General features: G+C 32.7%; 24 protein-coding genes and 1 other RNA gene. 14 read left to right on the top strand and 11 right to left on the bottom strand.

All coding sequences use genetic code 11. From position 1 onward, the window contains the following. The first annotated feature begins 72 nt into the window (after window positions 1-72). From FC091_RS08910 to FC091_RS08900, 3 genes are all read left to right on the top strand, one after another. Window positions 73-819: a YebC/PmpR family DNA-binding transcriptional regulator gene (locus tag FC091_RS08910; RefSeq protein WP_138433927.1), complete on the top strand. Its 747-nt coding sequence runs from the start codon at window positions 73-75 to the stop codon at window positions 817-819. Window positions 820-929: 110 nt separating this feature from the next. Beyond that, window positions 930-1,490 carry a hypothetical protein gene (locus tag FC091_RS08905; protein ID WP_138433926.1) on the top strand — a complete coding sequence of 187 codons (561 nt, stop codon included), beginning with the start codon at window positions 930-932 and terminating at the stop codon, window positions 1,488-1,490. A 38-nt stretch (window positions 1,491-1,528) separates the two neighbouring features. After that, window positions 1,529-2,623 carry a heparan-alpha-glucosaminide N-acetyltransferase domain-containing protein gene (locus FC091_RS08900; protein ID WP_138433925.1) on the top strand — a complete coding sequence of 365 codons (1,095 nt, stop codon included), beginning with the start codon at window positions 1,529-1,531 and terminating at the stop codon, window positions 2,621-2,623. On the opposite strand, the gene FC091_RS08895 is transcribed toward FC091_RS08900, so the two are convergent. Continuing rightward, entirely contained in the window at window positions 2,620-3,543 is a 924-nt protein-coding gene (locus FC091_RS08895) for a LysR family transcriptional regulator (RefSeq protein ID WP_138433924.1), read from the bottom strand. The genes FC091_RS08900 and FC091_RS08895 overlap by 4 nt on opposite strands. A 340-nt stretch (window positions 3,544-3,883) precedes the next feature. Between FC091_RS08895 and FC091_RS08890 the strand changes: the two genes are divergently transcribed. The 3 genes from FC091_RS08890 to FC091_RS08880 all read left to right on the top strand — a co-directional run bounded on the left by FC091_RS08890 (window position 3,884) and on the right by FC091_RS08880 (window position 5,915). Beyond that, window positions 3,884-4,195 (top strand): hypothetical protein, encoded by a 312-nt coding sequence (locus FC091_RS08890; RefSeq protein ID WP_138433923.1) that lies wholly within the window; start codon window positions 3,884-3,886, stop codon window positions 4,193-4,195. A gap of 42 nt (window positions 4,196-4,237) precedes the next feature. Further along, on the top strand, window positions 4,238-5,209 hold the full coding sequence (locus tag FC091_RS08885) for a sodium-dependent bicarbonate transport family permease (protein ID WP_138433922.1): 972 nt from the start codon (window positions 4,238-4,240) through the stop codon (window positions 5,207-5,209). A 241-nt stretch (window positions 5,210-5,450) separates the two neighbouring features. Next, window positions 5,451-5,915 carry a nuclear transport factor 2 family protein gene (locus tag FC091_RS08880; protein ID WP_138433921.1) on the top strand — a complete coding sequence of 155 codons (465 nt, stop codon included), beginning with the start codon at window positions 5,451-5,453 and terminating at the stop codon, window positions 5,913-5,915. 100 nt (window positions 5,916-6,015) lie between these two features. On the opposite strand, the gene FC091_RS08875 is transcribed toward FC091_RS08880, so the two are convergent. Genes FC091_RS08875 through FC091_RS08855 form a run of 5 tightly spaced genes read right to left on the bottom strand, consistent with a single transcriptional unit; the run spans window position 6,016 to window position 10,601 of the window. After that, entirely contained in the window at window positions 6,016-6,564 is a 549-nt protein-coding gene (locus FC091_RS08875; RefSeq protein WP_138433920.1) for a 1-acyl-sn-glycerol-3-phosphate acyltransferase, read from the bottom strand. A gap of 1 nt (window position 6,565) precedes the next feature. Beyond that, a complete protein-coding gene (locus FC091_RS08870) occupies window positions 6,566-7,648 on the bottom strand; it encodes an iron-containing alcohol dehydrogenase family protein (RefSeq protein WP_246035844.1) in 1,083 nt (360 codons plus the stop codon). 40 nt (window positions 7,649-7,688) lie between these two features. Continuing rightward, on the bottom strand, window positions 7,689-8,399 hold the full coding sequence (locus FC091_RS08865) for an HAD family hydrolase (RefSeq protein ID WP_138433919.1): 711 nt from the start codon (window positions 8,397-8,399) through the stop codon (window positions 7,689-7,691). Beyond that, window positions 8,390-9,118 carry a 3-deoxy-manno-octulosonate cytidylyltransferase gene (kdsB, locus tag FC091_RS08860; protein ID WP_138433918.1) on the bottom strand — a complete coding sequence of 243 codons (729 nt, stop codon included), beginning with the start codon at window positions 9,116-9,118 and terminating at the stop codon, window positions 8,390-8,392. Before kdsB ends, FC091_RS08865 begins: the two co-directional genes overlap by 10 nt. Window positions 9,119-9,158: 40 nt before the next feature. Then, complete coding sequence (locus FC091_RS08855) at window positions 9,159-10,601, bottom strand: ATP-dependent DNA helicase (protein WP_138433917.1); 1,443 nt, start codon at window positions 10,599-10,601, stop codon at window positions 9,159-9,161. 148 nt (window positions 10,602-10,749) lie between these two features. On the opposite strand from FC091_RS08855, the gene FC091_RS08850 reads away from it, so the two are divergent. From FC091_RS08850 to rsmD, 3 genes are read left to right on the top strand one after another with little or no spacing between them, the layout of a single operon-like run. Then, window positions 10,750-11,472: a hypothetical protein gene (locus FC091_RS08850; protein WP_138433916.1), complete on the top strand. Its 723-nt coding sequence runs from the start codon at window positions 10,750-10,752 to the stop codon at window positions 11,470-11,472. Window positions 11,473-11,474: 2 nt separating this feature from the next. Continuing rightward, entirely contained in the window at window positions 11,475-12,281 is an 807-nt protein-coding gene (locus tag FC091_RS08845; RefSeq protein WP_138433915.1) for a DUF3822 family protein, read from the top strand. Further along, window positions 12,281-12,820, top strand: a complete 540-nt coding sequence (rsmD, locus tag FC091_RS08840) for a 16S rRNA (guanine(966)-N(2))-methyltransferase RsmD (protein ID WP_138433914.1) — start codon at window positions 12,281-12,283, stop codon at window positions 12,818-12,820. Before FC091_RS08845 ends, rsmD begins: the two co-directional genes overlap by 1 nt. Before the next feature lie 203 nt (window positions 12,821-13,023). Here rsmD and rnpB read toward each other — a convergent pair. Beyond that, window positions 13,024-13,340, bottom strand: an RNA gene (rnpB, locus tag FC091_RS08835) — RNase P RNA component class A. Window positions 13,341-13,442: 102 nt separating this feature from the next. Here rnpB and dnaX point away from each other — a divergent pair. From dnaX to FC091_RS08815, 4 genes are read left to right on the top strand one after another with little or no spacing between them, the layout of a single operon-like run. Next, complete coding sequence (dnaX, locus tag FC091_RS08830) at window positions 13,443-15,167, top strand: DNA polymerase III subunit gamma/tau (RefSeq protein WP_138433913.1); 1,725 nt, start codon at window positions 13,443-13,445, stop codon at window positions 15,165-15,167. A gap of 4 nt (window positions 15,168-15,171) precedes the next feature. Then, window positions 15,172-15,756, top strand: coding sequence for a hypothetical protein (locus FC091_RS08825; protein ID WP_138433912.1), 585 nt, complete (start codon window positions 15,172-15,174; stop codon window positions 15,754-15,756). A 4-nt stretch (window positions 15,757-15,760) separates the two neighbouring features. After that, entirely contained in the window at window positions 15,761-16,342 is a 582-nt protein-coding gene (gene miaE / locus FC091_RS08820; protein WP_138433911.1) for a tRNA-(ms[2]io[6]A)-hydroxylase, read from the top strand. Between the two features lie 38 nt (window positions 16,343-16,380). After that, a complete protein-coding gene (locus FC091_RS08815; RefSeq protein ID WP_138433910.1) occupies window positions 16,381-17,502 on the top strand; it encodes a T9SS type A sorting domain-containing protein in 1,122 nt (373 codons plus the stop codon). A gap of 50 nt (window positions 17,503-17,552) precedes the next feature. Here FC091_RS08815 and FC091_RS08810 read toward each other — a convergent pair whose 3' ends face one another. The 4 genes from FC091_RS08810 to FC091_RS08795 all read right to left on the bottom strand — a co-directional run bounded on the left by FC091_RS08810 (window position 17,553) and on the right by FC091_RS08795 (window position 21,639). Beyond that, window positions 17,553-18,086 carry a porin family protein gene (locus FC091_RS08810; RefSeq protein WP_138433909.1) on the bottom strand — a complete coding sequence of 178 codons (534 nt, stop codon included), beginning with the start codon at window positions 18,084-18,086 and terminating at the stop codon, window positions 17,553-17,555. A 106-nt stretch (window positions 18,087-18,192) separates the two neighbouring features. Further along, window positions 18,193-19,098: a Ppx/GppA phosphatase family protein gene (locus FC091_RS08805; protein WP_138433908.1), complete on the bottom strand. Its 906-nt coding sequence runs from the start codon at window positions 19,096-19,098 to the stop codon at window positions 18,193-18,195. 1 nt (window position 19,099) lies between these two features. Further along, window positions 19,100-21,154, bottom strand: coding sequence for a polyphosphate kinase 1 (gene ppk1, locus FC091_RS08800; RefSeq protein WP_138433907.1), 2,055 nt, complete (start codon window positions 21,152-21,154; stop codon window positions 19,100-19,102). Then, window positions 21,151-21,639: a SixA phosphatase family protein gene (locus FC091_RS08795; RefSeq protein WP_138433906.1), complete on the bottom strand. Its 489-nt coding sequence runs from the start codon at window positions 21,637-21,639 to the stop codon at window positions 21,151-21,153. Before FC091_RS08795 ends, ppk1 begins: the two co-directional genes overlap by 4 nt. Window positions 21,640-21,969: 330 nt before the next feature. On the opposite strand from FC091_RS08795, the gene FC091_RS08790 reads away from it, so the two are divergent. Then, on the top strand, window positions 21,970-26,038 hold a 4,069-nt coding region (locus FC091_RS08790), incomplete at its 3' end, for an Ig-like domain-containing protein (protein ID WP_246035843.1).

Raw genomic sequence — 26,038 nt, 5'->3', positions numbered from 1 at the left:
TATCAAATAAGGAATAAAATTACATACAAATCAGTTTCCGAAGCTATAATAGGAACAAAAAATATATTTTAAATGGGAAGAGCTTTTGAATTTAGAAAAGCAAGAAAAATGAAACGATGGTCTGCCATGAGTAAGGCATTTACTCGTATAGGTAAAGATATCGTTATGGCAGTAAAAGAAGGTGGTCCAGATCCAGACAGCAACTCTCGTCTAAGAGCAGTAATACAGAATGCCAAGTCTGTAAACATGCCAAAAGATAACATTGAGCGTGCTATAAAGCGTGCATCAGATAAAAGTCAAGGCGATTATAAAGAAGTCATTTTTGAAGGTTATGCGCAACATGGCATTGCCATACTTATAGAAACAGCAACAGATAACAACACACGTACAGTAGCCAATGTACGCAGTTATTTTAATAAGTGTGATGGTAGTTTAGGTACATCTGGCTCTGTGGTATTTATGTTTGATCATACCTGCAACTTTAAAATAAAAGGTGAGGATTTAGACCTAGAAGAGCTAGAATTAGAACTTATAGATTTTGGTGTTGAGGAAATCTTTGAAGATACAGATGAGGATGAAGATGGAAATGAAGTAAAAAGTGTAATAATTTATGCACCTTTTGAAAGTTTTGGAAATATACAATCCTATTTAGAGGAAAATAATATTGAAATCATCTCTTCTGGTTTTGAGCGTATACCACAAGTAACCAAGAAACTAACAGCAGAACAAGCAGAAGATGTAGAAAAACTTCTAGAAAAACTTGAAGAAGATGATGATGTACAAAACGTATATCATACCATGGAAGAAACTGCGGAATAGTTTTTTATTGATTAAAATATTGATTGAGGGCTTCTGCCCTCTTTTTTATGCTTTAGAAAAACAGTTATCTTCCAGTAGTAATCATAGAACATATCTTTTCTTACAAAGAAATGAAAATCAATAAAAATATTTTTGAAAAACAATTCCAAGATCTTGCAATTCAAGAAGGTGTAGCACTTAAAATTAAATATGAGCCTGGTTATTCTAAACTCATAACTTTTGCACCAATGACAGATTACAATGATAATTTAAGGGTTAAGTCATTTACTCTTGATTTACCATATAAAAGTCACACTATTTATATTTCTTATGAAGTAGGCGATTTAAAGTTAGGTCATATTGTTTCTGAGTTAAAAGAGACTACCATTTCATCTTTTAAAATTTATGCACAAAGTCATTTTTGGAGGATTTTTAATAACAAATCTAATATTTTAAAGATTGTAACGTCTGATAAAAAATTAAAACAATCATTAGAAAAAATGTTGTTGAATATTGAATTAGAATCTATTGCAAGAAAATCTCAATTTTCACAAATAATAAAAGGATATAGAACAAAAAATCATTTTAAAATAACTACTGAATTTCCATTATCCTTTGATGCAAAATTAGAAGTATTATTACCAATTATTAATTTCTATAAAGGATTAATCGATGATTTTATTTCTAATTAATGTACTAAATTTATGTTTTTTACTCAACCAATCAAAAATTGAATAAAAAACGTCTTTATTTTATTGATGCAGTAAGAGCCTTTGCTATCTTAATGATGTTACAAGGTCATTTTATAGATACGCTTTTAGATGTATCGTACAGAGATGATAGTAGTATGGTATTTACAGTATGGAAATACTTTAGAGGTATTACTGCACCTACGTTTTTTACAATCTCTGGATTGATATTTTCATACCTTCTCATCAAGGCTAAACGAAGTGGAAATGCAACCTTTAGAATGAAAAAAGGATTGTATCGAGGTTTATTACTAATTGGCATAGGTTACCTATTACGTGCACCTATTTTTCAATGGCTTTATGGTAATTTTAATTCGCCATATTTTTTGCTTGTTGATGTATTACAATGCATAGGTTTGTCATTAATATTAATTGTAGGTATTTATAAACTAACCTTTAAAAAGACATTACTTTTTTCAATAGTAATGTGCCTTTTAGGATTTACCATATTTCTAACAGAACCACTTTACCGATATTTAGATATACCAGATGTGCCAAAGGTTTTCGCTAATTGGCTAACTAAAGATTACGGCTCTGTTTTTAATATCATCCCATGGTTTGGTTATGTTGCTTTTGGTGCCTTTATAGCTACGCTATTTTATAGATATTTAGAACGACCAAAATTTAAATTAGGTATTATAATTGGCTTTGTTGTATGTGGACTCTTTCTAATATTTAAATCGGGCTGGTTATTAATGCAACTCTATTTTATAACGGAATTAGAACTTTTAAAAGATGTTGCATATTACAACTATCTCTTTATTCGATTAGGCAATGTACTTCTGTTATTTGCAATATTCTATGCGGTTGAAGATTATATAAAACAACCTTTATTACTAAGGATTGGACAAAAAACCTTATCCATTTATGTAATTCACTTTATAATAATATACGGAAGTTTTACAGGCATAGGATTACATCAATTAATTGGAAAGACATTACTGCCATGGCAAGCTATAATTGGAGCAATAATATTTTTAACTACTGTTTGTTTTATTTCATTTTACTATGTTAAAACCAATGCGTTTTTATACAACAGCATCCGTAACATTGTCGAAAAAATAAAACGGATTTAGTAGGCCTCATACCAATCAAAATTCTCTTTTATAATTCGCTCTTTTTCGCTGTTAATGAAGTCTAGATATGCTTGCGCTACAGGTGAGAGGTTTTTAGATCTTTGCCAAACTAGATTCCAATTGGTAGTTATGGGTAAGCCCTTGAATGGTATAATTTTTAAATCTCCATTTTTAAGTTCATTTTTAATACCAATCAATGGCATTATAGAATAACCCAAACCTGCTATTACCGCTTGTTTTAATGCCTCATTCGAGGTAAGTTCCATGCGCTTTGGAGTATTAATATTATGGCTAGCTATAAAGGTTTCCATGGCATTACGAGTTGCGGAACCTTCTTCTCTATAAAGCATCGGATAAGTTTCAAAAATCTTATTCTTAGATACTTTTCTATTAAATTTTTCCTTTGTTCCGCCTACCAAATACAATCTATTTTCCATTAGTTCTACCCTATTTAAGTTAAGTTGATCTGGTATAACGGAAACCAAAGAAAAATCTACTTCATTGTCTTCTAAACTTTTAATAACACTGGTTTTATTTGTAACATCCATAACGAGATCTACTCCACTATTTTTATTTGTAAAATCAGACAGAAAATAAGGCATAACATATTTTCCGGTAGATACAACAGATATTTTTAGTCGACCAGCAACCTGGCCTTTAAAAGACATAGTTTTATAATTAATGGCCTGAACTTCATTAAGAATTTTTTCTGCGGCTTCTGCTATCTCCCAACCAAAATCTGTAACATAGAGCTGTCTGCCAACTACCTCTGTTAATGGAATAGAAAATTGATCCTGAAATTTTTTAAGTTGTATTGAAACTGCAGGCTGACTCAAAAACAAGGCTTCAGAAGCCTTAGTTATACTCTTTAATTGTGTGATTTTAAGAAAAATATGAAGTTGGTGCAAAGTATAATTCATAAAATATAGTTATGTGTATGATTAAAAATATATATAAAAATAAATAAAAAAAATGTCACAATTTTGCTCCTGAAAAAATTAATAAATAATTAAGATTGCTAATATGGAAAGAATAGAGACTAATACTTCTATGAAAGAAGTAGCGGTGGACGATAAAAAAGCATCGCAAAAAACAAAGATTAAAGTGGCCTTAACATTTTTAATTTTATCTGGCCTTATCACTTTATCCTACATTAATGGTAACATTTTTATGGAACACCTTGCTATATGCGCCTTTATTATATCGTGCATTTGCATTATAAAATTAACAGAAATCAAATCACACTAACTAATAATTATTATGTCAAACACAAACACAAAAAACAGCGTAGAAAAAGCTACTCAAGAGGTTAACCTAGTAGAAGGTTTATTTACACCATCTGAGGCTAATCATTTAGTAAATGTTCTTATTGAACAAAAAGTGAATTTTCATAAACTGCAAAAATTAAGAGTATGCGAAGGCCAGGAAGATGCTGACATCACTTACGAAAATAATAGAATAGAAGAACTATTAAACGAAAAACAGATAGCGAAAGACTACATATCTATTGCAAGAAAAGAAGGCTATAATGTAGTTATTAATGGGACTCTAAATATTTCATTTATAAAGTAACACAAATCACTTTTTTATATCAGTCTCTGAAATTAATCAACAATGGATTTACACCTATTATTTGATAATTTAACAAATCCTGCATTACTGTTCTTTTTTCTTGGAATCATCGCGGTACAGCTAAAAAGTGATTTGGAAATACCTCCCAATTCCTCAAAATTTATTTCGCTCTATTTGCTTTTATCAATTGGTTTTAAAGGCGGACAAGAACTCTCTCACAGCGACCTCAATTTAGAAATAATTTGGTCGCTTTTATTTGGCATTTTCTTAGCCATAGTTGTGCCTGTTTATACCTACTTTATTCTAAGACGTAAATTTAGTGTAGCAAATGCTGGTGCTATTGCCGCTTCTTACGGTTCAGTAAGTGCTGTAACCTTTGTAACGGCCATTTCTTTTTTAGAGATAGAGCAAATAACCTTTGGTGGTCATATGGTAGCTGTAATGGCTTTAATGGAAGCACCATCCATAATTATTGGTCTATTACTTATATCTATTTACGATAAAGAAAATACCATTAAAATGTCTATGGGTAAGGTTGCTAAACATGCATTAACCAACGGTAGTGTACTATTAATTTTGGGAAGCTTAGTTGTTGGATTTTTAGCAAGTGAACAACAAGCAGAAGGAATAAAACCATTTACAACAGACATCTTCAAAGGATTTTTAGCTGTATTTCTGCTAGATATGGGAATAACTAGTGGCAAAGAGCTATCTGCATTTATCAAAAAAGGGTGGTTTGCACTTACTTTTGCAATTGTTATTCCAATAATAAACGGAAGTTTAGTAGCAGTCATAAGTTCTGCATTTACCCAAAGTGAAGGCAACAGGTTATTATTTGCAATACTGGCCGCCAGTGCGTCTTACATAGCAGTACCTGCTGCTATGCGAATAGCAGTACCAAAAGCAAATCCTAGCTTGTATTTACCAATGGCATTGGCAATTACATTTCCATTTAATATCACATTAGGAATGCCTCTGTATCTATGTATTATACAGATGTGTTCTATATTTTAGATTATAAAAAAGGCTTCCTAAAAAGGAAGCCTTTTTCTTTCTCATAACAATTTTAAAACTCAAAAAATATTAATTGTTAGATAAATACACCGATAAAACCGATGCTAAAGCATTATTTCATAAATTGGGATATTATGAGATTTTTAATCTGTTAATTAAATAAATTTTTTGTTTATACTTTACCTACGTAATTATGATAAAGTAGGTTTTCTAAAAGATTAAAAAAGCAAATAACCTAAACATGAAAGACTTAATATCTAAATTTTACCAGGCATTTCATGAATTAGATGCCAAAAAGATGGCGTCATATTATCATGAAGACATTATTTTTGAAGATCCTGCTTTTGGTGTATTAAAAGGTGAACAAGCCAATGCCATGTGGCAGATGCTTTGCGAATCTCAAAAAGGAAAAGATTTTAAGATTGAAACTTCAAACATTACAGATAATTCAGCTCATTGGGAAGCTTATTATACCTTTAGTAAGACCGGAAGAAAAGTTCATAATAAAATTGATGCCACATTCGAATTTAAAGATGGGTTAATTATTAAACATACCGACAACTTTAGCCTTCATAATTGGGCTAAACAAGCTATTGGATTTAAAGGTTGGCTTCTTGGTGGCACTGGTTTTTTCAGAAAAAAATTGCAATCTCAAACCAATTATCTTCTCATTAAGTTTATGACAGAAAAAAAGCTATCAAATTAATTTGACAGCTTTTTTTTGAGGCAATGTTTCTTTTTAGGGACTTAAAAGTTTACTCTATGTTTCATTGCATTATGTATAGAACAAATCTTATGCCAAAACTTTAGCTGTAATCTTTTACTTTACCTTCTACCCCTTGGTAAAACGCTTTCATTAATTTAAAATCTTCTTCAGCATCGTCAGTAGGATAAAAAGGCTCAGAAACTTTATTTTGTTTATTTTTAAAATCTAGTGTAAACATAATGATTGGTACATTAGCTGCTTTAGCAATGTAGTAAAATCCTGTTTTCCACGTTGTAACTTTTTTACGCGTTCCCTCAGGTGCTAGAGTGAGTCTAAACTCTTCTTCATCTTTAAATAAATCTGCAATAGCTTCAACTTTATTTTGACCAGAAGTTCGGTCTAAAGCCTTACCACCAACAGCTCTAAAATAGTAACCAAACGGCCATCTAAATAACTCTTTCTTAGCTACGAAGTTAGTCTTAACACCTGCTATTTTACGTAATAAAATACCAATATAAAAGTCGTGCCAGCTAGTATGAGGTACAGCAATAATAACCGCCTTTTTTATTGTGTCTTTAGAAAAATTAGTGTTACCAACGACTTTCCAGCCCAAAAGTTTAAAATAAATGAATTTGGCCAGCCAACGCATCTTACATCTTTTTGTAAAGCTCTAAAAGTGTATCTCTGGTGATCTTAGTTTTCCAGTTCTTACCCAAAGCATTTTCCCATAAAGGTTCTAAACTTAATGCTACATCTATCATAATATTAAACTGCTCTTCATCTAAGTCTGCACAAATACCTTGAGGCAAACTGATGCTGTGCTTTTCTTTCATTTTTTTAAACATAGCAACACCATCTGGATAATATGCTTCTAAATGATCAAAAACGATACAGTTACCTATACCATGCTTAACACCAAGTAAGTAACTTAACCCGTAACTCATAGCATGTGCCACACCTACTTGAGAGTATGCTATGCTCATGCCACCATGCCACGATGCCATCATTAACTTATCTTGAGATTCTTCTTCAGATAAGTCATCACCTAAAAATATTTCTTGGCAAAGCTCAAAAGCTTTTTCGCCATAACTCTGACTAAACGCATTTAAAAATGTACCATTGAGCGATTCTACACAATGCACAAAACAGTCCATACCAGTATAAAACCACTGGTTTTTAGGAACGTCTCTAGTTAATTCAGGATCTAGAATAACTTGGTCAAAAGGTGTGTAGTCACTGTTAATACCTAATTTACGTTCTGGACCAGTAAGTATTGTTGTTCTAGAAACTTCTGCTCCAGTACCAGAAATAGTTGGAATACCAACGTGATATATTGCAGGATTTTTAATTAAATCCCAGCCCTGATAATCTTTAGACTGACCTTTGTTGGTTAACATTAGAGAGACTGCTTTAGCAATATCCATTACAATACCACCTCCAATACCAATAATACCAGATGGTAGCTCGCTGTACTCTAAAATAATATCCTCTACCAACTGATCTATCTGAGATGTTTTAGGCTCTTCTTTAGTTGGTACGTAAATGATCTTGTCTTTATATGATAAAGTAATTCTAGAGGTTAACCAATGATTGCCCTTGAAGACATCATCTACATAATATATGAATGGTGCATTTCGTCCGCTACGTTTAGGCGCTAAAATTTCATCTAACTGATTAAAACTTCCGCGTCCGAAAACAACTCTGGACACCATTGGATAATTTTTATATATCATTTACTTTTAAATCTTTAACAAAAATAAAAACTTAGTTTGTTTATTTAGTTTTTATGTAATTTAATATCTCTTTTAGACTTTCTACAGTTTTATACTCTAAGCCATTAGTCTCATTTTTACTCACTTTTTCGTGTTGCCAAGTGGTATGAAAAGGAACGTGTATAGCCTCTGCACCAATATTTACCAATGGCAAAATGTCAGATTTTAACGAATTGCCTATCATCAAAAATTCTGATGGCTGTATATCTAAATGTGTCAATAGTTTTTCGTAGTTGGCTTCTTGTTTCTCGCTTAATACTTCAATATGATGAAAATACTCTAACAAACCAGATTTTTCTAGTTTACGTTCTTGATCTAACAAATCTCCTTTTGTTGCTAGGATTAATCTGTAATCTTTTGATAAGGTTTTTAAAACCTCTTCAACACCATCTAGTAATTCAATTGGCTTATTAATCATGTCTTTACCAATATCTAAAATCTTAGAAATTATCTCGTTAGAAACTCTACCATTAGATAACTCAATGGCCAACTCTATCATAGACAATACAAAACCCTTTACACCATAGCCATAAGTTGGAAGATTTTTTATCTCCATTCTAAAAAGTTCTTGGTCTATTTTATTAGGTGTCTCGTAATGAGATAACAAATGACCAACTTTCTCCTCAGCCTCTCTAAAATAGGTCTCGTTTACCCAAAGGGTGTCATCAGCATCAAAGCCAATTACTTTTATGTTGCTATAGTCTATTTCCACAATTTTTTCGCTCTTTCTAAATCTTCTGGTGTATCAATCTCAACTCCTTGCACTTCAGTTTCTACCATTTTAATTTTTTTACCATATTCTAAATATCGAATGCATTCAATTTTTTCAGTAGCCTCAATAAATTGCATCGGTAAAACGGTGAAATCTAATAATGCTTGTTTTCTAAAGGCATAAATGCCTTTATGCTTAAAATAACGCGCTCCTGCTTCTTTATCTCTAGGAAATGGAATTGGACTTCTTGAAAAATATAAAGCAAAATTATTCTGATCTACAATAACCTTCACCGTATTGGGATTATTAATTTCTTCCCAATCCGTTATCTCTACCATTAAAGAGGCTAAGTCAACTTCATTCTTGGTATCATCTTTAAAAACTTCTAATACTTTTCTTAAGCTTTCTGCCTCTGTAAATGGTTCATCTCCCTGTACGTTTACAACGATATCACAATCTACATTAGCCACAGCTTCAGCTATTCTATCACTTCCAGACTCATGTTCTTTTAGGCTCATTATAGCTTTGCCGCCATTGCTAACAATTTCATTGTAAATGATATCACTGTCAGTTACAACGTAGACTTCACTAAAAAGATTTGTAGCAACTGTAGCTTCGTATGTTCTGAGTATTACTGATTTTCCGGCTAAATTTTGCATTAATTTGCCTGGAAAACGGGAAGCACTGTAGCGTGCAGGAATCATGGATATAATCTTCATATATCTGCTTTATCTGTATTCAAAAATAAAGTTTTATCTCTTAATTACTGTCGTTTTCAATAAACATTTCATCTTTAAAACCTATAAGATAAAGTTTCTCTTTGGCTCTTGTTACTGCTGTGTACAACCAGCGTAAGTAATCTTTATCCATACCGTTTGGTAAATATGGTTGTTCTACAAAAATGGTGTTCCATTGTCCACCTTGCGATTTATGACAGGTTATTGCGTAAGAAAATTTAACCTGAAGTGCATTAAAATATTTATTGTTCTTAACACCTAAAAATCGTTTATAATTACTAGATTCATTGGCATAGTCTTTAGCAACTTCTTGATACAATCTATTAGATTCATCATAACTTAACGACGCACTTTCAGCATTAATTGTATCTAAAAGTAAAACGGTTTCAAAAGGTCGCATACGTGGATAATCTACCATTTTTACTTTTACTTCTGCAAATTTAAAACCGTATAATTCTTTAATACTAAAGATTTCCAAAACTTCAATAATATCGCCATTGGCAATAAAGCCAGCTTCTGTTGTTGGCTTTATCCAAAAGTAGTTGTTCTTAACCACCATAAGGTAATCGCCTGCGGATAATTCACTCTCATTAAATAGAATACGTTCTCTAATCTGTTTGTTGTAAAGATTGGCTCGTTTATTACTACGAACAATAATTGCAGTTTCTTCGTAACCATTACTACTGTAAGCATCATTTATGGCATCCATAATTTCGTAACCATCAACTAATCTAACAATATCTTTATATGGTTTAACGTTGAATTTAAAGCTCTCATAAAATCCAGATTCCAATGTGGCTCTCAACTCAGTAGCATTTTCTAAAATACCAGAATCTTGCTCTTGACGTACAACTTCATCTAACTCAACACCAGAAACATCCTTGTTATAATTTAAACTTAATTTATCTGAGTCTAATGCAGGACTTAAATCAGATTTAACAGGTGGTAACTGTGCTTTATCACCTATTAATAGAAGCTTACATTGATGACCAGAGTATACGTATTGCATTAAATCATCTAACAACGACCCGTTTTCAAATAATTTAGAGTCTGATGGAGTGTCTGGTATCATAGACGCTTCATCTACAATAAATATGGTATTTCTATGCTTGTTAGGCTGCATTACGAACTTAACACCTCCGCCTTTTTCTTTTTTAGGGAAATATATCTTTTTATGTATTGTGAAAGCTTCCTTTTTCGAATAGTTAGAGATGACCTTTGCTGCTCTACCTGTTGGCGCTAACAAAACTGCACTTTTTTTTGCCTGCCATAGGTTATTTACAATTGTACCAATAATACTTGTTTTTCCGGTACCTGCATAGCCTCTCAGCAAATAAATATCGTTTGAAGATTTATTAAAAATAAACTGAGACAATTGCATTAATACCTTGTCTTGCTTGGTAGTAGGTGCAAATGGAAACTTAGACTTTAAGAGTGTGTAAAATGCAGAAGCATTTGTAATCATATAAAAATTAAATTATGAGCAATATACCATTATTATAACTTCATAAAAAACCTATCTTAAATTTGAATGATTTTTATTTAGATAGTTTTTCTCAATAAAAAAAAATTGTAGATTTGCGAGACAGCTAATTAATAAATAAAACTAAAAAATGGTAATTGCAGCAATAATTGGTATTATTCTTTTAACTATTTTAATTGTATGGTTAATTGACAAATTTGTTCCTAGAAAATTAAAACCAGTAATTAATCTGGTACTATGGGCACTCATTATTTTTCTTGGGTACATCACCTTTATGTCAGTTTACAAGGAAATACAATTCAATCAGTTGAAAGTTGAACGTTACAAAGTTGTAATTGATAGATTAGTAGACATTAGAGATTCTCAGATAGCTTACAAAGAAGTAAAAGGCGAGTATGCTGGTAGTTTTGATAAGCTTATAAGTTTCATAGAAAACGATAGTATTCCTATTACCCAAAGAAGAGACAGTACGGTTTTAGACGAGGAACGTACACGTGCTTTCGGTGGTGTAGAAACATTTAAAACTATTACTTTAATAGATACGTTAGATTATTGGAATGTTAAAGATTCAATTTTTAAAGGTGATACACGATATAAAAAACTAGCTGATGTTGGTGTTGGTAAAGCTGGTGCTAAATTTAAATTAGAGGCAGGTAAGATAGAAGAAATTCCAGTTTTTGAAGCAAGTGTTGATAAAGCAATTGTTTTAGATGGCCAGGAACAATATCTAATTGAAAAAGAAAAACAAGCTGTTTCTATAGCAGGTGTTAAAGGTGAAACCGTAAAAATTGGTTCTATGGAAGAAGTTAACACCAGCGGAAATTGGGGTAAAGATCTTTCAACAAAAGAATAATTTTGAATAAAAATAACATTAAAGAGCTGTCCATTCAAGTTAATTTGAATGGGCTTTCTTTTTGTATACTAAACAGAACTACCAATACAATTGAGTTTCTAAATAGCATACAGTTTCATCATAAGCTAAACCCTTTTGATGTTTTAAATCGTCTAAAAACAGAATTGAGTGCCAACTCTGTATTTTCTGATGAGTTTGACACAATTACAGTTATACATCAAAATGAATTATCTACTTTAGTTCCTAAAGAACTTTATGACGAAAGCAATAAAGCCGACTATTTAAAATTCAATACAAAAATCTTAAAAACAGATTTCATTACCCATGATGAAATTGCAGTAAATAAGAGCGTAAACGTATATATACCTTACATTAACATCAACAATTATATTTTTGAAACCTTTGGCGAGTTCACCTACAAACACTCTTCTACAGTATTATTAGATTCTGTTTTACAAAAAGCTAATGAAAGTAATAGTCCAGAAGTATATCTTCATGTAAATACTACCATGATTGAGGTCGCTGTTGTGGAAAATAAAAAACTTCAACTGTTTAATGTTTTCGAATATCATAGCAAAGAAGATTTTATTTACTATGTTCTCTTTGTTTTCGAACAACTAAAGCTCGATGCAGAAACTACAGTAATTCATTTAAGTGGTAGCGTAGATAAAAATGATGAATTATATAAATTGTTATATACATATGTAAGGCATGTAGAGTTTGAAAAGCTTAATTATAATTATAACTTTTCAGAAAAGGTTGATAAAGACCAACTACACCATCATTACTTGATATTAAATACCTTTTAATGCGTATAATTTCTGGAACATATAAAGGCAGAAAAATTGTAGCACCTGTAAAATTACCGGTTCGTCCTACAACAGATATGGCTAAAGAAGCCTTATTTAATATCCTAAATAATCAATATTATTTTGACGACATTTCTGTATTAGATTTATTTTCTGGTACAGGAAACATAAGTTACGAATTTGCATCGAGAGGTACAGAACAAATTACAAGTGTAGATGACCATTTTGGCTGCATAAAATTTATAAATACCACTGCTGAAGCATTTGAAATGCCTATAACAACTATAAAAAGTGATGTTTTTAAATTTTTAGAAAACAACAACCAACAATACAGTATAATTTTTGCTGATCCGCCTTATGATTTTAATGTTGAATTATTCTCAAAAATCCTAGAATTAGTCTTTGAAAATAAACTACTTCAAGAAGAAGGACTTTTAATAATAGAGCACTCTAAACATACAGATTTAAGCCATTTAAAGCACTACTCCCATTCAAAAAAATATGGTGGTAATATGTTTAGTTTTTTTGAAAGCCCATAATGGGCATTTGGCATAAAATCTTCATTGCAATCTAAATAATCATATTACTTACCAATAAGTAGTTGAAAAAATTTAAATAGATAAAATTAATCTTTGAGATACTTTGAGTCATTTTTGTGTATTTTGTGAAGTAGCTCTGACACAAAGTAATCACAAGAGACTCCAAAAAAACAAAGCTCCATGATATTTCATGAAGCTTGTTTATAATAAGCAAACCTATAAGCCGAATTCTGTATTGAGACCTTTATAGTCCCAACCCTTATCATTTATCTACGTTTACTGTTACCAGCAAACTTTAGCTGCCTACCCGCCAACATCGAACGTGCAGCCCTCAAACGTTGGTATACATGACATTGCACCGCATAGAGTTTACCTGATTTCACTACAGCATTACCTGTACATTCTTTCTGTTGCACTTTTCCTAGCCTCTCGGCTGGTGGCCGTTAGCCACTATGCTTGCACTATGGTGTTCGGACTTTCCTACCCTAATTAAATTAGAATCGATAAGGCGATTTACTAGCCGTCAAAATTACATAAATTGTTAATAACTCCTATTAAATTTTAATCTAGAGAAATTGCTATTTTGTGGTTATTCTTAAATTTGTGTTTCAGTTACTTTTCAATGGAGCATTTCGTAGTATCGGCACGTAAATACAGACCACAAACCTTTAAGGATGTTGTAGGCCAACAAGCTATTACAAATACGCTTCTTAATGCTATTGAAAACAACCATTTAGCCCAAGCCTTGCTATTTACAGGTCCTCGAGGTGTAGGCAAAACGACATGTGCTCGTATTTTGGCTAAGATGATTAATAGCGATGGTAATACCAGCGAAAATGAAGATTTTGCCTTTAATATTTTTGAGTTAGATGCAGCTTCTAATAATTCGGTTGATGATATCAGAAACTTAACCGACCAAGTAAGGATTCCTCCTCAGGTTGGTAAATATAAAGTGTATATCATAGACGAGGTACACATGCTTTCTCAAGCTGCTTTTAACGCCTTTCTAAAGACTTTAGAAGAGCCACCTAAACACTGCATATTTATCCTTGCAACAACAGAAAAGCACAAAATTATTCCAACGATTCTATCAAGATGTCAAATATTTGATTTTAAACGTATTACTGTAACTGATGCAAAAGAATACTTAAAATACATAGCAGAAGAACAAGGTGTAAAAGCAGAAGACGATGCCTTACATATTATAGCTCAAAAAGCTGATGGAGCCATGCGCGATGCTTTATCTATTTTTGATAGAGTTGTAAGTTTTTCTGGTAAAAATCTAACCAGACAAGCGGTTACCGAAAACCTTAATGTATTAGATTACGAAACGTATTTTAACAGCACAGATTTAATCTTAGAAAACAAAATTCCAGATTTACTGGTGCAGTTTAATACCATATTATCTAAAGGTTTTGATGGTCATCATTATATAGCTGGTTTGGCTTCACATTTTAGAGATTTAATGGTATGTAAAAATCAAGCCACCATTGATTTATTAGAAGTCGGAGAGGAAACCAAACAAAAATATGTAGAGCAATCTCGAAAAACATCAAACACCTTCCTTCTAAAAGGCATTGAACTTGCTAATGATTGTGATTTAAAATACAAGTCAAGTAAAAACCAAAGATTACTTGTTGAATTAACACTTATGCAATTAGCCTCTATCACCTTTGATGGAGAAAAAAAAAATGACAGACATTTCATAATTCCACCTTCTTATTTTCAGACAAAAGGTATTACACCAATTCCTGTTAATAAACCAACTGAAGAATCTAAACCTACAGTTCAACAACCAAAGGTTGAGAAAAAAGAAGAAAAGAAAGAAACACTTACAGCAGTTTCAGAGCCTATTACAATTCCAAAAATATCAATCGATAAAGCTAAAAAATCAACTTCTGGCTTATCATTAAAAAGTATTAGAGAAAAAAAAGAACATCAAATACGGCAATTAGATGTTGTTATTGATGAAGAAGATTTACCAAAAGAACCTGTGTCTCAAGACGCACTAACAGAAGCCTGGAATAATTACACAGCTTCAGTGTCTAAAAAAGGTGAAAAAATATTAGCTTCCATACTGCAAATGGATAAGCCTAAACTAAAGGACACCGCAATTCATCTCACATATTCAAACAATACTAACAAAATAGAGTTAGAACGTGCGCAATTCCCGCTTCTCGCCTATTTACGCAAAACATTAAAAAACTATGATCTTCATTTAGACATTACTGTAAATGAGGAAGTTGCAAAAAAATATGCCTTTACACCAAGAGAAAAATACGAAAAGCTAAAAGAAAAGAATCCAAATATAGAATTACTGAAGCAAACCTTCGGATTAGACATATAAGCTTATGAGAAACTTACTTTTTTTACTTTTAATTGTTACTCTTGGTTTTATTAGCTGTGAAGGACGCATAACCAAGAATCAGGCTTTAGTAGAAGATATTGAAGAATTTAAAAAAACGGTATCTATACAAGTCGATATTTATAAACCTGAGAATTATACAGAACACCAAGTTGACACTACACTCAGCAATGGCTTTAGAGTTAAGATAAAAGCCTATACTGATATGGATAACAGCGTTCTCTTTACTAAAATAAAAGACACTATTAATTATCAAACATATTATCGAAATTTTAAGTTTGATATTTTAGTTGAAAAAAATAGTAAGGTTATCTACGACAAAAGTTTCGATAAGCAAAAAGCGAATAAAGCGTTTAAATTTAATCCTAATCTGGTAAAAGGTTCAGAGTTTTATAACTTTGATAAACTTGCTATATTAAACGCTATACAAGTAGATGATGACCCAAGCTATACCAACACAGTAGTTATAGATGTAGTATATGCAATACCTGAAACTGATAAGGTATCCCATCTCAAAATATTGATTAACGACAAAGGAAAAGCAAACTTCATTCAAACTGAAAACTATTAAAACTATGTTAGGTCTTAAACTCCCAACAGACCCAAGATGGGTAAATATTGTAGAAAAAAATATTGAAGAAATATTAACTGACCACGCTTATTGTGAGCAGAAAGCGGCTAGTACTGCTATTTCATTGATCGTAGGATTCCCTGAATACACAGAGCTGGTCCAAGAAATGATTGACTTAGTTGAGGAAGAAATGAGTCATTTTAAAATGGTTCACGACCTTATCTTAGAACGTGGCTGGACACTAGGTAGAGATCGTAAAGATGAGTATGTATTAGCTTTATTGAAGTTTTTTCCAAAAGGTGGAAGTAGAACCACACAATTAGTGCATAGATTGCTCTATGCAGCTTTAATTGAAGCGCGTAGCTGTGAACGTTTTAGATTACTCTCTGAAGAACTTGAAGATAAAAAGCTGGCTAAATTTTATAGGAAATTAATGATTAGTGAAGCCAACCACTATACCATGTTCTTAAACTTCGCAAGGCAATACGGTGAAAGAAAAGAGGTTGATCAAAAATGGCAACAACTCCTTGAATATGAAGCAGACATCATGAAAGATTTAGGTAAAAAAGAAACTGTACATGGATAATATTTTATAAATTGGTGTTATAATTAGCTCTAATTTCCATGAAACACATTTACGCTTTAATTAGCTTCTTCACCTTTATCAGTTTTAGTTCTCATGGTCAAACTGATTTAATAGGTACTTGGTATTTAGACTATATAGTTAAAGAAGGTGTAACTCACCCTAACTATTTTAATAGCTATAATGTTTTTAGTCTTGAATTCACAAACGGTTCAGGTGATTTACCAGGAACTTTAAGTTTTAGTTCTGGTCATGGTTGTAATGCTTCTAATGGCTCGTATTCAGTAGATACTGATGAAATCACAGTTAATATTTCTGCTACATTTACAGATGATTGTTATACTGCACCTTATGCTATTTATGAGGAACTTTATTATAATGAATTAAATTGTAATGGTGGTTTAGATTGTATACAAACGTATTCAATCACAGGAACGGGAGATGACCAAGTTTTAACCTTAACAAATACAGATGGAAATTCGTTGGTATTTGGAAAACAAGCACCAACCACTTTACTAGTATCAACATGGTGGTTGCATCATATAGATATTCCTGGAAACCCTATTATTGATATACCTGAAGGTGATTTTCCATATCTTAACTTAACCAATGAAATTTTTGTACCATTACCATTTTTGCCTGAACTAGATGGTGTTGGTGAATGTGAAGTGTTTAATGCTAAGTATGGTGTCTCATTTAATGGAGCAAACAATCTTAATATTACTGAATTTGTTGAAACCTTATCCGCTTGTGCTACGCAAGCCTATGAAGGGATATATTTTGAAATACTGGGAAATGACACTACAAACTTCTTCGAATTTGAAATTATTGATAATGGTTCCACATTAATTCTAACTGATTTACTAGGTGCAAGATTAATTTTTGGTGATACCACTTTATCCTTAGATGAATATAATGTGAATCAATATGCTATTTCTTTACTACAAAACCCTGTTGAAGACGAGCTTTTGCTTAATATAGACAATCAGCTTTTATCAGAAAACTTACAGTACACCATATACGCCATCGATGGTAAACAAGTAAAGTCATCTATTCTGAATAGTAATTCTATTAATGTTGAAAATGTGGTTTCTGGTGTTTACTTCATTAATTTCGTCATTGAGGATTCTTCAACTAAAACTCTAAAGTTTATAAAAAAATAAAGGCCTTAACCATAGGTTAAAGCCTTCAAAAATTATTTAAATTTTTCTTTTTAAATCTTTATCCCAAAACCAAATTGCATTACATGGTTTTTAGCTTCTAGATTGGGTAGATCATCTTCATCTAAGATGTTTGTTAATCCATAAGAAAATCTTGCATCAACAAATAACTCATCAGTTATCATATATTCTGCACCAATAACTCCAGAAAAAGCAAATGTTGAAAAACCATCATTGTTTTGCCATGTTTTTAACGCTACTTGTGGTCCTGCCATAAAAGACAATCTATCAGAGGTAGACAATTTTAATAAAATTGGCATTTGTATGTAATCTGCTCTTAGATCTTCATCTTTTCCACCTTCTGCAGACCACTGCAACTCTGTATGCAAAGCTAACTCTTCAGAAAAGCCATACTCAACAAAACCTGCAAAGGCGAAGCCGTTCCTGTGTTTATTTTCAAAAGTTGCATCTGGATCAAAATCTAGATTAGACACATTTAGTGCGCCTCTTACACCATAACGCACTTCTTGAGCCACACAAATTGTTGTAAGGCATACTAATAATGAGGCAAGTAAAAATTTTTTCATAATCTTCAATTTGAGACAGCGAATATAAATTAAATTCTAAAATTGCTGTAAATGTATAGATTTTAGCAGAAAAAAAGTAGTTGAACGGTAATTTTCAACCTAATTACTATACAACGACACTAGAAACAGTTTCATAATAGATACTTTTAATAATACCGTCTGATAATCCAATTTTTGGTACGTAAATATCTTTAGCACCACTCCATTTCATAGCTGATAAGTATATCCTTGTTGCCGGTATAATAACATCTGCTCTGTCTTGGTTTAAATTTAGTTCTGTAATACGTTCTTCGTACGAATACTGTTGTAAGGTATGGTAATAGTTACTTAAGTAGAAATAGGTCAACGGTTTACCAAGCTGCTTACCGGAGATTTTAAATATTTTATTGATATTTCCACCAGAACCTATTAAATCTATTTTATCATAAACCGATGCATTTTCTTTAATCCATTGTTCTAGTTCATTCCAGGTTTCTCTAGTAACTATATCATTTAGAAGTCTTACAGTACCAACTTTAAAAGACTTAGATTTAACTTTACTGCCATTATGTATAATTGAAAACTCTGTACTACCACCACCTACATCTACGTACAGATAAGTCTTGTTTTCATCAATATAAGTACTTAAATCTGTTGCTGCAATAATAGCTGCTTCTTCCTCTCCATCAATTATATCGATGCTGATTCCACAGCTTTCTATAATCTTTTTAGATAAAGCTACACTATTATTAGCCTCTCGCATAGCAGACGTAGCACATGCTTTGTAACGAACTACGCCATGAGATTTCATTAATAAACTAAATGCTTTCATAGTATCTATCATTCGTTCTTGATTGTATTTTGATATTTTACCATTAATAAATACATCTGCACCTAGTCTAATTGGGACACGAACTAATGAATTTTTCTTAAACACAGTGGGTTTACCACTTTGTTCTATGATATTTGAAATTAATAATCTTACTGCATTAGAACCAATATCTATAGCAGCGTATTTTTGAATCTTCAGCATATTATCCTTCTAACTTTTTTAGGTAATAATTGTACGTATCGAACTGAGCTCTGATTTTTGTATTATTATTTCTGCGATACGTGTTGTCTTGTGTTTCGTTAATATGACGAGCTTTTACATTATCATTCCAACAAATCTCAAATAAATCTTGTAATTCTTGTTTTATATCCTCATCGTAAATTGGGCAACTCACTTCTACTCTGTGCTCTATATTTCTAGTCATCCAATCTGCTGATGATATATATACTAAAGGATCATTATTATTAGAAAATACATATAAACGCGTATGCTCTAAAAATTTATCTATAATACTAATGATTTCAATATTCTCGCTCATTCCTTTAACACCAGGCACTAAACAACATAAACCTCTAACTATCATTTGTATTTTTACACCTGCTCTACTCGCCTCATACAATTTGTCTACCATTTTATAGCTGCTAATACTATTCATTTTTAGTTTTATGTAAGCTACTTTGCCATTTTTCGCATTTTCAATCTCTTTATCTATCAAAGAGAATAATTTTGTTTTAGTGTAATGTGGTGAAGCAATTATGTGTTTATATCTATTAACTATATAATTAACTTCTAAAAAGTTAAATACTTTATTTATGTCTTTTAGAATTTTAGCGTTGGCTGTAAGAAGTGTAAAATCTGTATAAAACTTAGCTGTAGATTCGTTAAAGTTACCTGTACTTATAAATCCATAACGCTTTAACTTATGCTCTTCTTCGCGTTCTATAACACACATTTTGCTATGCACTTTTAATCCAGGAACACCAAACAACATCTTAACACCTGCATCTTGCATTTGTTCAGCATAATTAATGTTAGCTTCTTCGTCAAAACGTGCTCTAAGTTCTATAGAGACAGTAACATCTTTACCATTTTTAGCTGCATTAATGAGTGAACTCGCCACATGAGATATTTGTGCCAATCTGTAAATTGTAATTTTTATAGTTCTTACCTTTGGATCTAGAGCTGCTTCTCGTAAAAACTTAACTACATATGAAAAGGTATGATAAGGAGTGTAAACTAAGTAATCCTTCTTAGCTACTGTAGTAAAAATACTTTCTTGTAAGCTTAATCCCTTTACTGGTAAAGGTTTAATTCTATCATAGAGCAGATCGGTTCTTCCCAAACTAGGAAAATCCATATAGTCTCTACGATTATGATAACGACCACCGGGAATTATACTATCCTTAGTGTCAATCTCCATACGTTCTAACAAAAAGTTTAACGTATCTGGTTCTATGTTTTTATCGTGTACAAATCTTACAGGATCACCACTTTGTCTGCCTTTTACACTACGCGACAATTTATCTACAAAACTCTTACTTAAATCACTGTCAAAATCTAACTCACCATCTCTAGTAATTTTTATCATATGTGACGAAATCGAATCGTATTTAAAAATGTTGAAAATTTCATCTAAACAATAACGAATAACGTCATCTACCATTATAATGTAGTTGGCTTCACCTCTATTTGGTAAAACAATGAAACGCTCCATGCTTTTGGAAATCTCAATAAGTGCATACTGATCTTTTCCATTAGAATTAGACATCGTTATTGTTAAATAACCTGCACTATCCTTTAGCTCCGGTAACGCTATATCTTCATCTAAAATTATTACTACCAAGGCTGGGCTGATTTCTTGATAGAAATAGTTCTTTATAAATTCATGATGGTCGCTGTCTATTTCGGTTTCATTAATGATAAATATATTTTCGCTTTCAAGTTCTTGCTCTATTTTATTCAATATCTCAACACTTTCTCTTTGCTGATCGATAACTACCTTAGTAATTTCTTCGAGTAGTTCACCTGCTTTAATACCACCTAACTCGCTCTTACCACCTTTACCAGCATCATAAATTCGTTTTACGGTAGCATATCTCACTTTAAAAAATTCGTCTAGATTATTTGAGAAAATACCCAAAAACCGGAGACGCTCAATTAAAGGTACTGTTTCGTCTGCTGCTTCTTGTAGTACACGCGCATTAAATTGTAACCAACTTAACTCTCTATTAATGTAGGTATTCTTATGTTTTGTCATACTTTTAATTCCTTTGGAATTATTATTAGTTCGGTTGTTCCTTGTCTTAATTCTTTCCAATAAGAAATATCAAAATTAAGTTTAATTAATCCACTTGTTGGGAGATTATCTATAAATTTATCACCAAATATATTAGCAATAGACGTAAAAGCATGGTTGTGCCCAAATATCATAACCAAATTATAATTATTGGGTAATCTTTTGATAAAGTTTATGACACTTTCACCTCCAAAATCATATAAATCGTCTTTAACAATAACAGAATCTTCTGACAAGTTGAATACCTCTAAAAATATCTTACATGTTGAAAAGGCTCTAACCGCTGGACTTGAGTATATAAAGTCTGGCAATTCATTACTCTTAACAAACTGATTAGCAACTAATTTTGCATCATTAATTCCTCTATTTTTTAATGGTCTTAGTGTGTCTGAAACATCAAATTCCCATGACGATTTTCCGTGTCTTACGAGTGTAATTGATTTCATTGTGTTTCGATTAAATGCATTTTTTTTCGATAAAATGTTGCATATTTCCGTTTTAACGACTATTTTGGCGCTTTAACTCTAATGTTTGTTTAAGATTTAAGATATAAGTTCTTTTGTTTTTGTAAAATTAATGTAAATGACCCCAAATCAAAAATATATTAATCCATTCAAGATTTCATTTGCATTAGTAATACTTCCCTCTATTTTTTTTGCAATTAACAAAACAAAAATGTTGCTTAGATATTAAATGGTGTGTGCTATCATTGTTTGAAAGTGTATCATCATCTAAAATTTAGTGCTGCATAGACTTTATAAGTTATTATGTATAGTATGAGAAACAAATACAATTGTATTTCAGGCTTAAGTGTGGCTAAATGTATACTCATCGTATTACTAGTTATACTACCAAATGTGTTTTTTGCCCAGCAATCACCTTCTATCCAGACAGGTGTCACTTTTCAATGGGAAGATACACAATCTAACAATAGTGATCCTGCAACTATCCAATCAATTACGATTGATGGTACCATTTACAAAACGTTTGTTGTACCTACGAGTTATGAAATGACAAGGTTAGGTCCTGATGGTCATAATCCTAATGGAATTAAGCAAAATGGTAATAATGTTGGTGGAAACAGTAGTGACCCAAATTGGGTGTCAAATGCTATAACTGCTTTTAGAGATAAAAATTTAAATCACTATTTCAATGCAAATCCAAACGGTAGAAATATTTGTACAAATTTTGCTGCAGCTGCAACCACAGATGCTCAAAAACAAACTATTTTTTACAGTCCGGCTATTCCTTCTAATGAAGGGGGTGTATTAGCTGTAACTGAAAGAGGTGGTAACAATTGTTTTTACATCGAAGCTTGGGGAATTCCTGCGGGTGGAGGTGTTGAACAGAAACTAGGGCAAACATTTGTGCGAAACCAAGGTAATTACACAAACTGTACTTTTGGACCACCACTACCTCAATCTGATTATTGGAGATCTGGACGTTGTAATGAAAATGGGCAAACCATAGCTATTGGTCTTTTCTATTTAGATGATATTGCACCAACAGGTTCTAATATAACTAAAATAGAATTTATTGGAGCTACAAGAGATCATGGTGACGGTAAATTTTTCATTTTACAAAAATATGCTGTAGATCAGACAAAAGTTAACTGTGTTGATGAAACGTATAGCGATGATCTTGATAAACAAAACAATGTACCAAGTGGTTCTACCTATTCTTTAGTTTCTGGACCAACACCTGCTGGACAATCATTCACTTTAAACTCAGATGGATCATATACCTATGTTCCTTCTCCTGGTTTTGTGGGTGATGTAGTATTTGATTATGAAGTATGTTTACCAGCACCTAATACGAGTGTTTGTGACACAGGTACCGTAACACTATCTTATATTGCTACACCACCAGCACCAACTTACAGTATTAGTTGTAATGGAACTAATGACTTTGTTTTAACTGTTGAAAGTCCTCTTGGTCCTGAGTATGAATATTCAATCGACGCTGGATCAAATTATCAAGATTCAAACGTATTCTCCTCTCTTACCGAAGGAACTTATAGTTTATGGGTAAGAAATAAATATGTGGGATGTCTTTCTCCTTTTGGAAGTAATCCTATTATAATTGAAAATCTTGAATTAAATGGTACCGTAACTAACGTAGTATGTAATTCAGATGCAACTGGCGCAATAGATATAACTGTTGCAGGTGGTAAAGCTCCGTATACATACTCTTGGAGTAATTCTGCAACAACTGAAGATTTAATAAATGTTGTTGCCGGGACTTATACAGTAACCGTTACAGACGCAAACGGTTGTATGATTTCTGATGATTTCACAATTAGTCAACCTGCACAAGAATTAACATCAACAATAACTTCTACAACAGATATTCTATGCTATGGTGAAGCTACTGGTGCAATTGATTTAACAATTGCTGGTGGTACTGCCCCATATTCAATTTTATGGAACAACGGCTCAACTGATGAAGACCAGAATAACTTAGTTGCTGGTACTTATAATGTAACAGTTACAGACGCAAATGGATGTTCTGTCACCAATCAGTCAACTGTTCAGGAACCTAACGAAGTAGTAAGCGGTTCTATAGTAAGAGTTACAAATATTGATTGTACTGGTGAAACTAATGGAAGTATTTCTGCTGAAGCTACTGGTGGTATTCCACCTTATTCTTACTCAATAGATAATGGATCAACTAGTCAATCTAGTGGTATTTTTGAAAATTTAGCTGCTGGCACCTATTCTATTCTAATTACTGATGCTAACGGTTGTACTACAACTATTTCTGACACAGTAAATGTGGACGACACTGAGGATCCTATGATTTCTGTTCCTGCTTCTATTACAATTGAAGGTTGTTCTGAAAACGACATAACAAACACAAATGCTGTATTTGAATACAGTGATACACCTTCTAGTGATATTCAATCAGTTTTTGCTTCAAATCCTAATTATACTGCATCTGATGATTTTAATATAGCTTCAATAACTTACATTGATAACATTACGTCAACCGGCAACTGTCCACTAGAAGTAACCAGAACATTTACCATTACAGACAATTGTACTAATACAGCAACAGCAACTCAAATTATTACGGTTGTCGATACTACTGATCCTACAATCAATATTCCTGCAGATGTGACTATAGAGTGTACTGAAGATGAGTCCTCTGCCAATACTGGTGTTGCTACTGGTGCAGATACTTGTGGTACAGTAACCATTACCGAATCGGATGTTGAAACTGCGGCTTGTGGTAATACTAAAACTATAACAAGAACATGGACAGCTACAGATGCATGTGGTAATTCAGTATCTGCTGACCAAACTATTACGGTTGTTGATACTACGGATCCTACAATCAATGTTCCTGCAGATGTCACTATAGAGTGTACTGAAGATGAGTCTTCTGCTAATACTGGTGTTGCTACTGGTGCAGATACTTGTAGTACAGTTACCATTACCGAATCAGATGTTGAGACTGCCGCTTGTGGTAATACAAAAACTATTGTTAGAACATGGACCGTAACTGATGAGTGTGGTAATTCAGTATCTGCTGATCAAACGATTACAGTGGTTGATACTACTCCACCGACTATAGATAATACAAATACAGATAATATTGTTATTCAATGTGGTGTGACACCTGATGGTACATTAGAAGCATGGCTTGCTAATAATGCAGGTGCAACGGCTAATGATACTTGTGGCACTGTGACATGGTCTAATGACTATGGTGCTAATACTGACGTAGATTGTGCTAATGGTGCTATTACGGTAACATTTACTGCTATTGATGAGTGTGGTAACACGGCAAATACTACAGCTACTTATTCTATTATTGATACAGTCGACCCTGTATTAACAATTCCTGCCGATACTTCAGTAGAATGTACTGACGATACTTCACCTGCTAGTACTGGCACTGCAACCGCAACTGATGATTGCGCAGTTCCTAATGTAACTTTCAGCGATGTAGAAGTAGCAGCTTGTGGTAATACTAAAACTATAACAAGAACATGGACAGCTACGGATGCTTGTGGTAACAGCGTGTCTGCTGATCAAACGATTACGGTTGTTGATACTACTGATCCTACAATCAATGTTCCTGCGGATGTCACTATAGAGTGTACTGAAGATGAGTCTTCTGCTAATACTGGTGTTGCTACTGGTGCAGATACTTGTGGTACGGTAACCATTACTGAATCAGACGTAGAGACTGCAGCTTGTGGTAATACGAAAACTATTGTTAGAACTTGGACGGTAACGGATGAGTGTGGTAATAGCGTGTCTGCTGACCAAACCATTACTGTGGTTGATACTACGGATCCTACAATCAATGTTCCTGCTGATATTACAATTGAGTGTACTGAAGATGAGTCGTCTGCTAATACTGGTGTTGCTACTGGTGCTGATACTTGTGGTACAGTAACCATTACAGAATCAGATGTGGAAACTGCAGCTTGTGGTAATACGAAAACTATTGTTAGAACTTGGACGGTAACGGATGAGTGTGGTAACAGCGTATCTGCTGATCAAACAATCACAGTAGTTGATACTACGGATCCTACAATCAATGTTCCTGCAGATGTCACTATAGAGTGTACTGAAGATGAGTCTTCTGCTAATACTGGTGTTGCTACTGGTGCTGATACTTGTGGTACAGTAACCATTACTGAGTCAGACGTAGAGACGGCTGCTTGTGGTAATACAAAAACTATTGTTCGTACTTGGACCGTAACTGATGAGTGTGGTAACAGCGTATCTGCTGATCAAACAATCACAGTAGTTGATACTACGGATCCTACAATCAATGTTCCTGCAGATGTCACTATAGAGTGTACTGAAGATGAGTCTTCTGCTAATACTG

It is taken from the genome of Winogradskyella algicola (assembly GCF_005869935.1).
Classification (GTDB): domain Bacteria; phylum Bacteroidota; class Bacteroidia; order Flavobacteriales; family Flavobacteriaceae; genus Winogradskyella; species Winogradskyella algicola.
The sequence above is the reverse complement of the archived record's forward strand: the minus strand, read 5'-3'. Positions and strand labels throughout refer to the sequence as shown.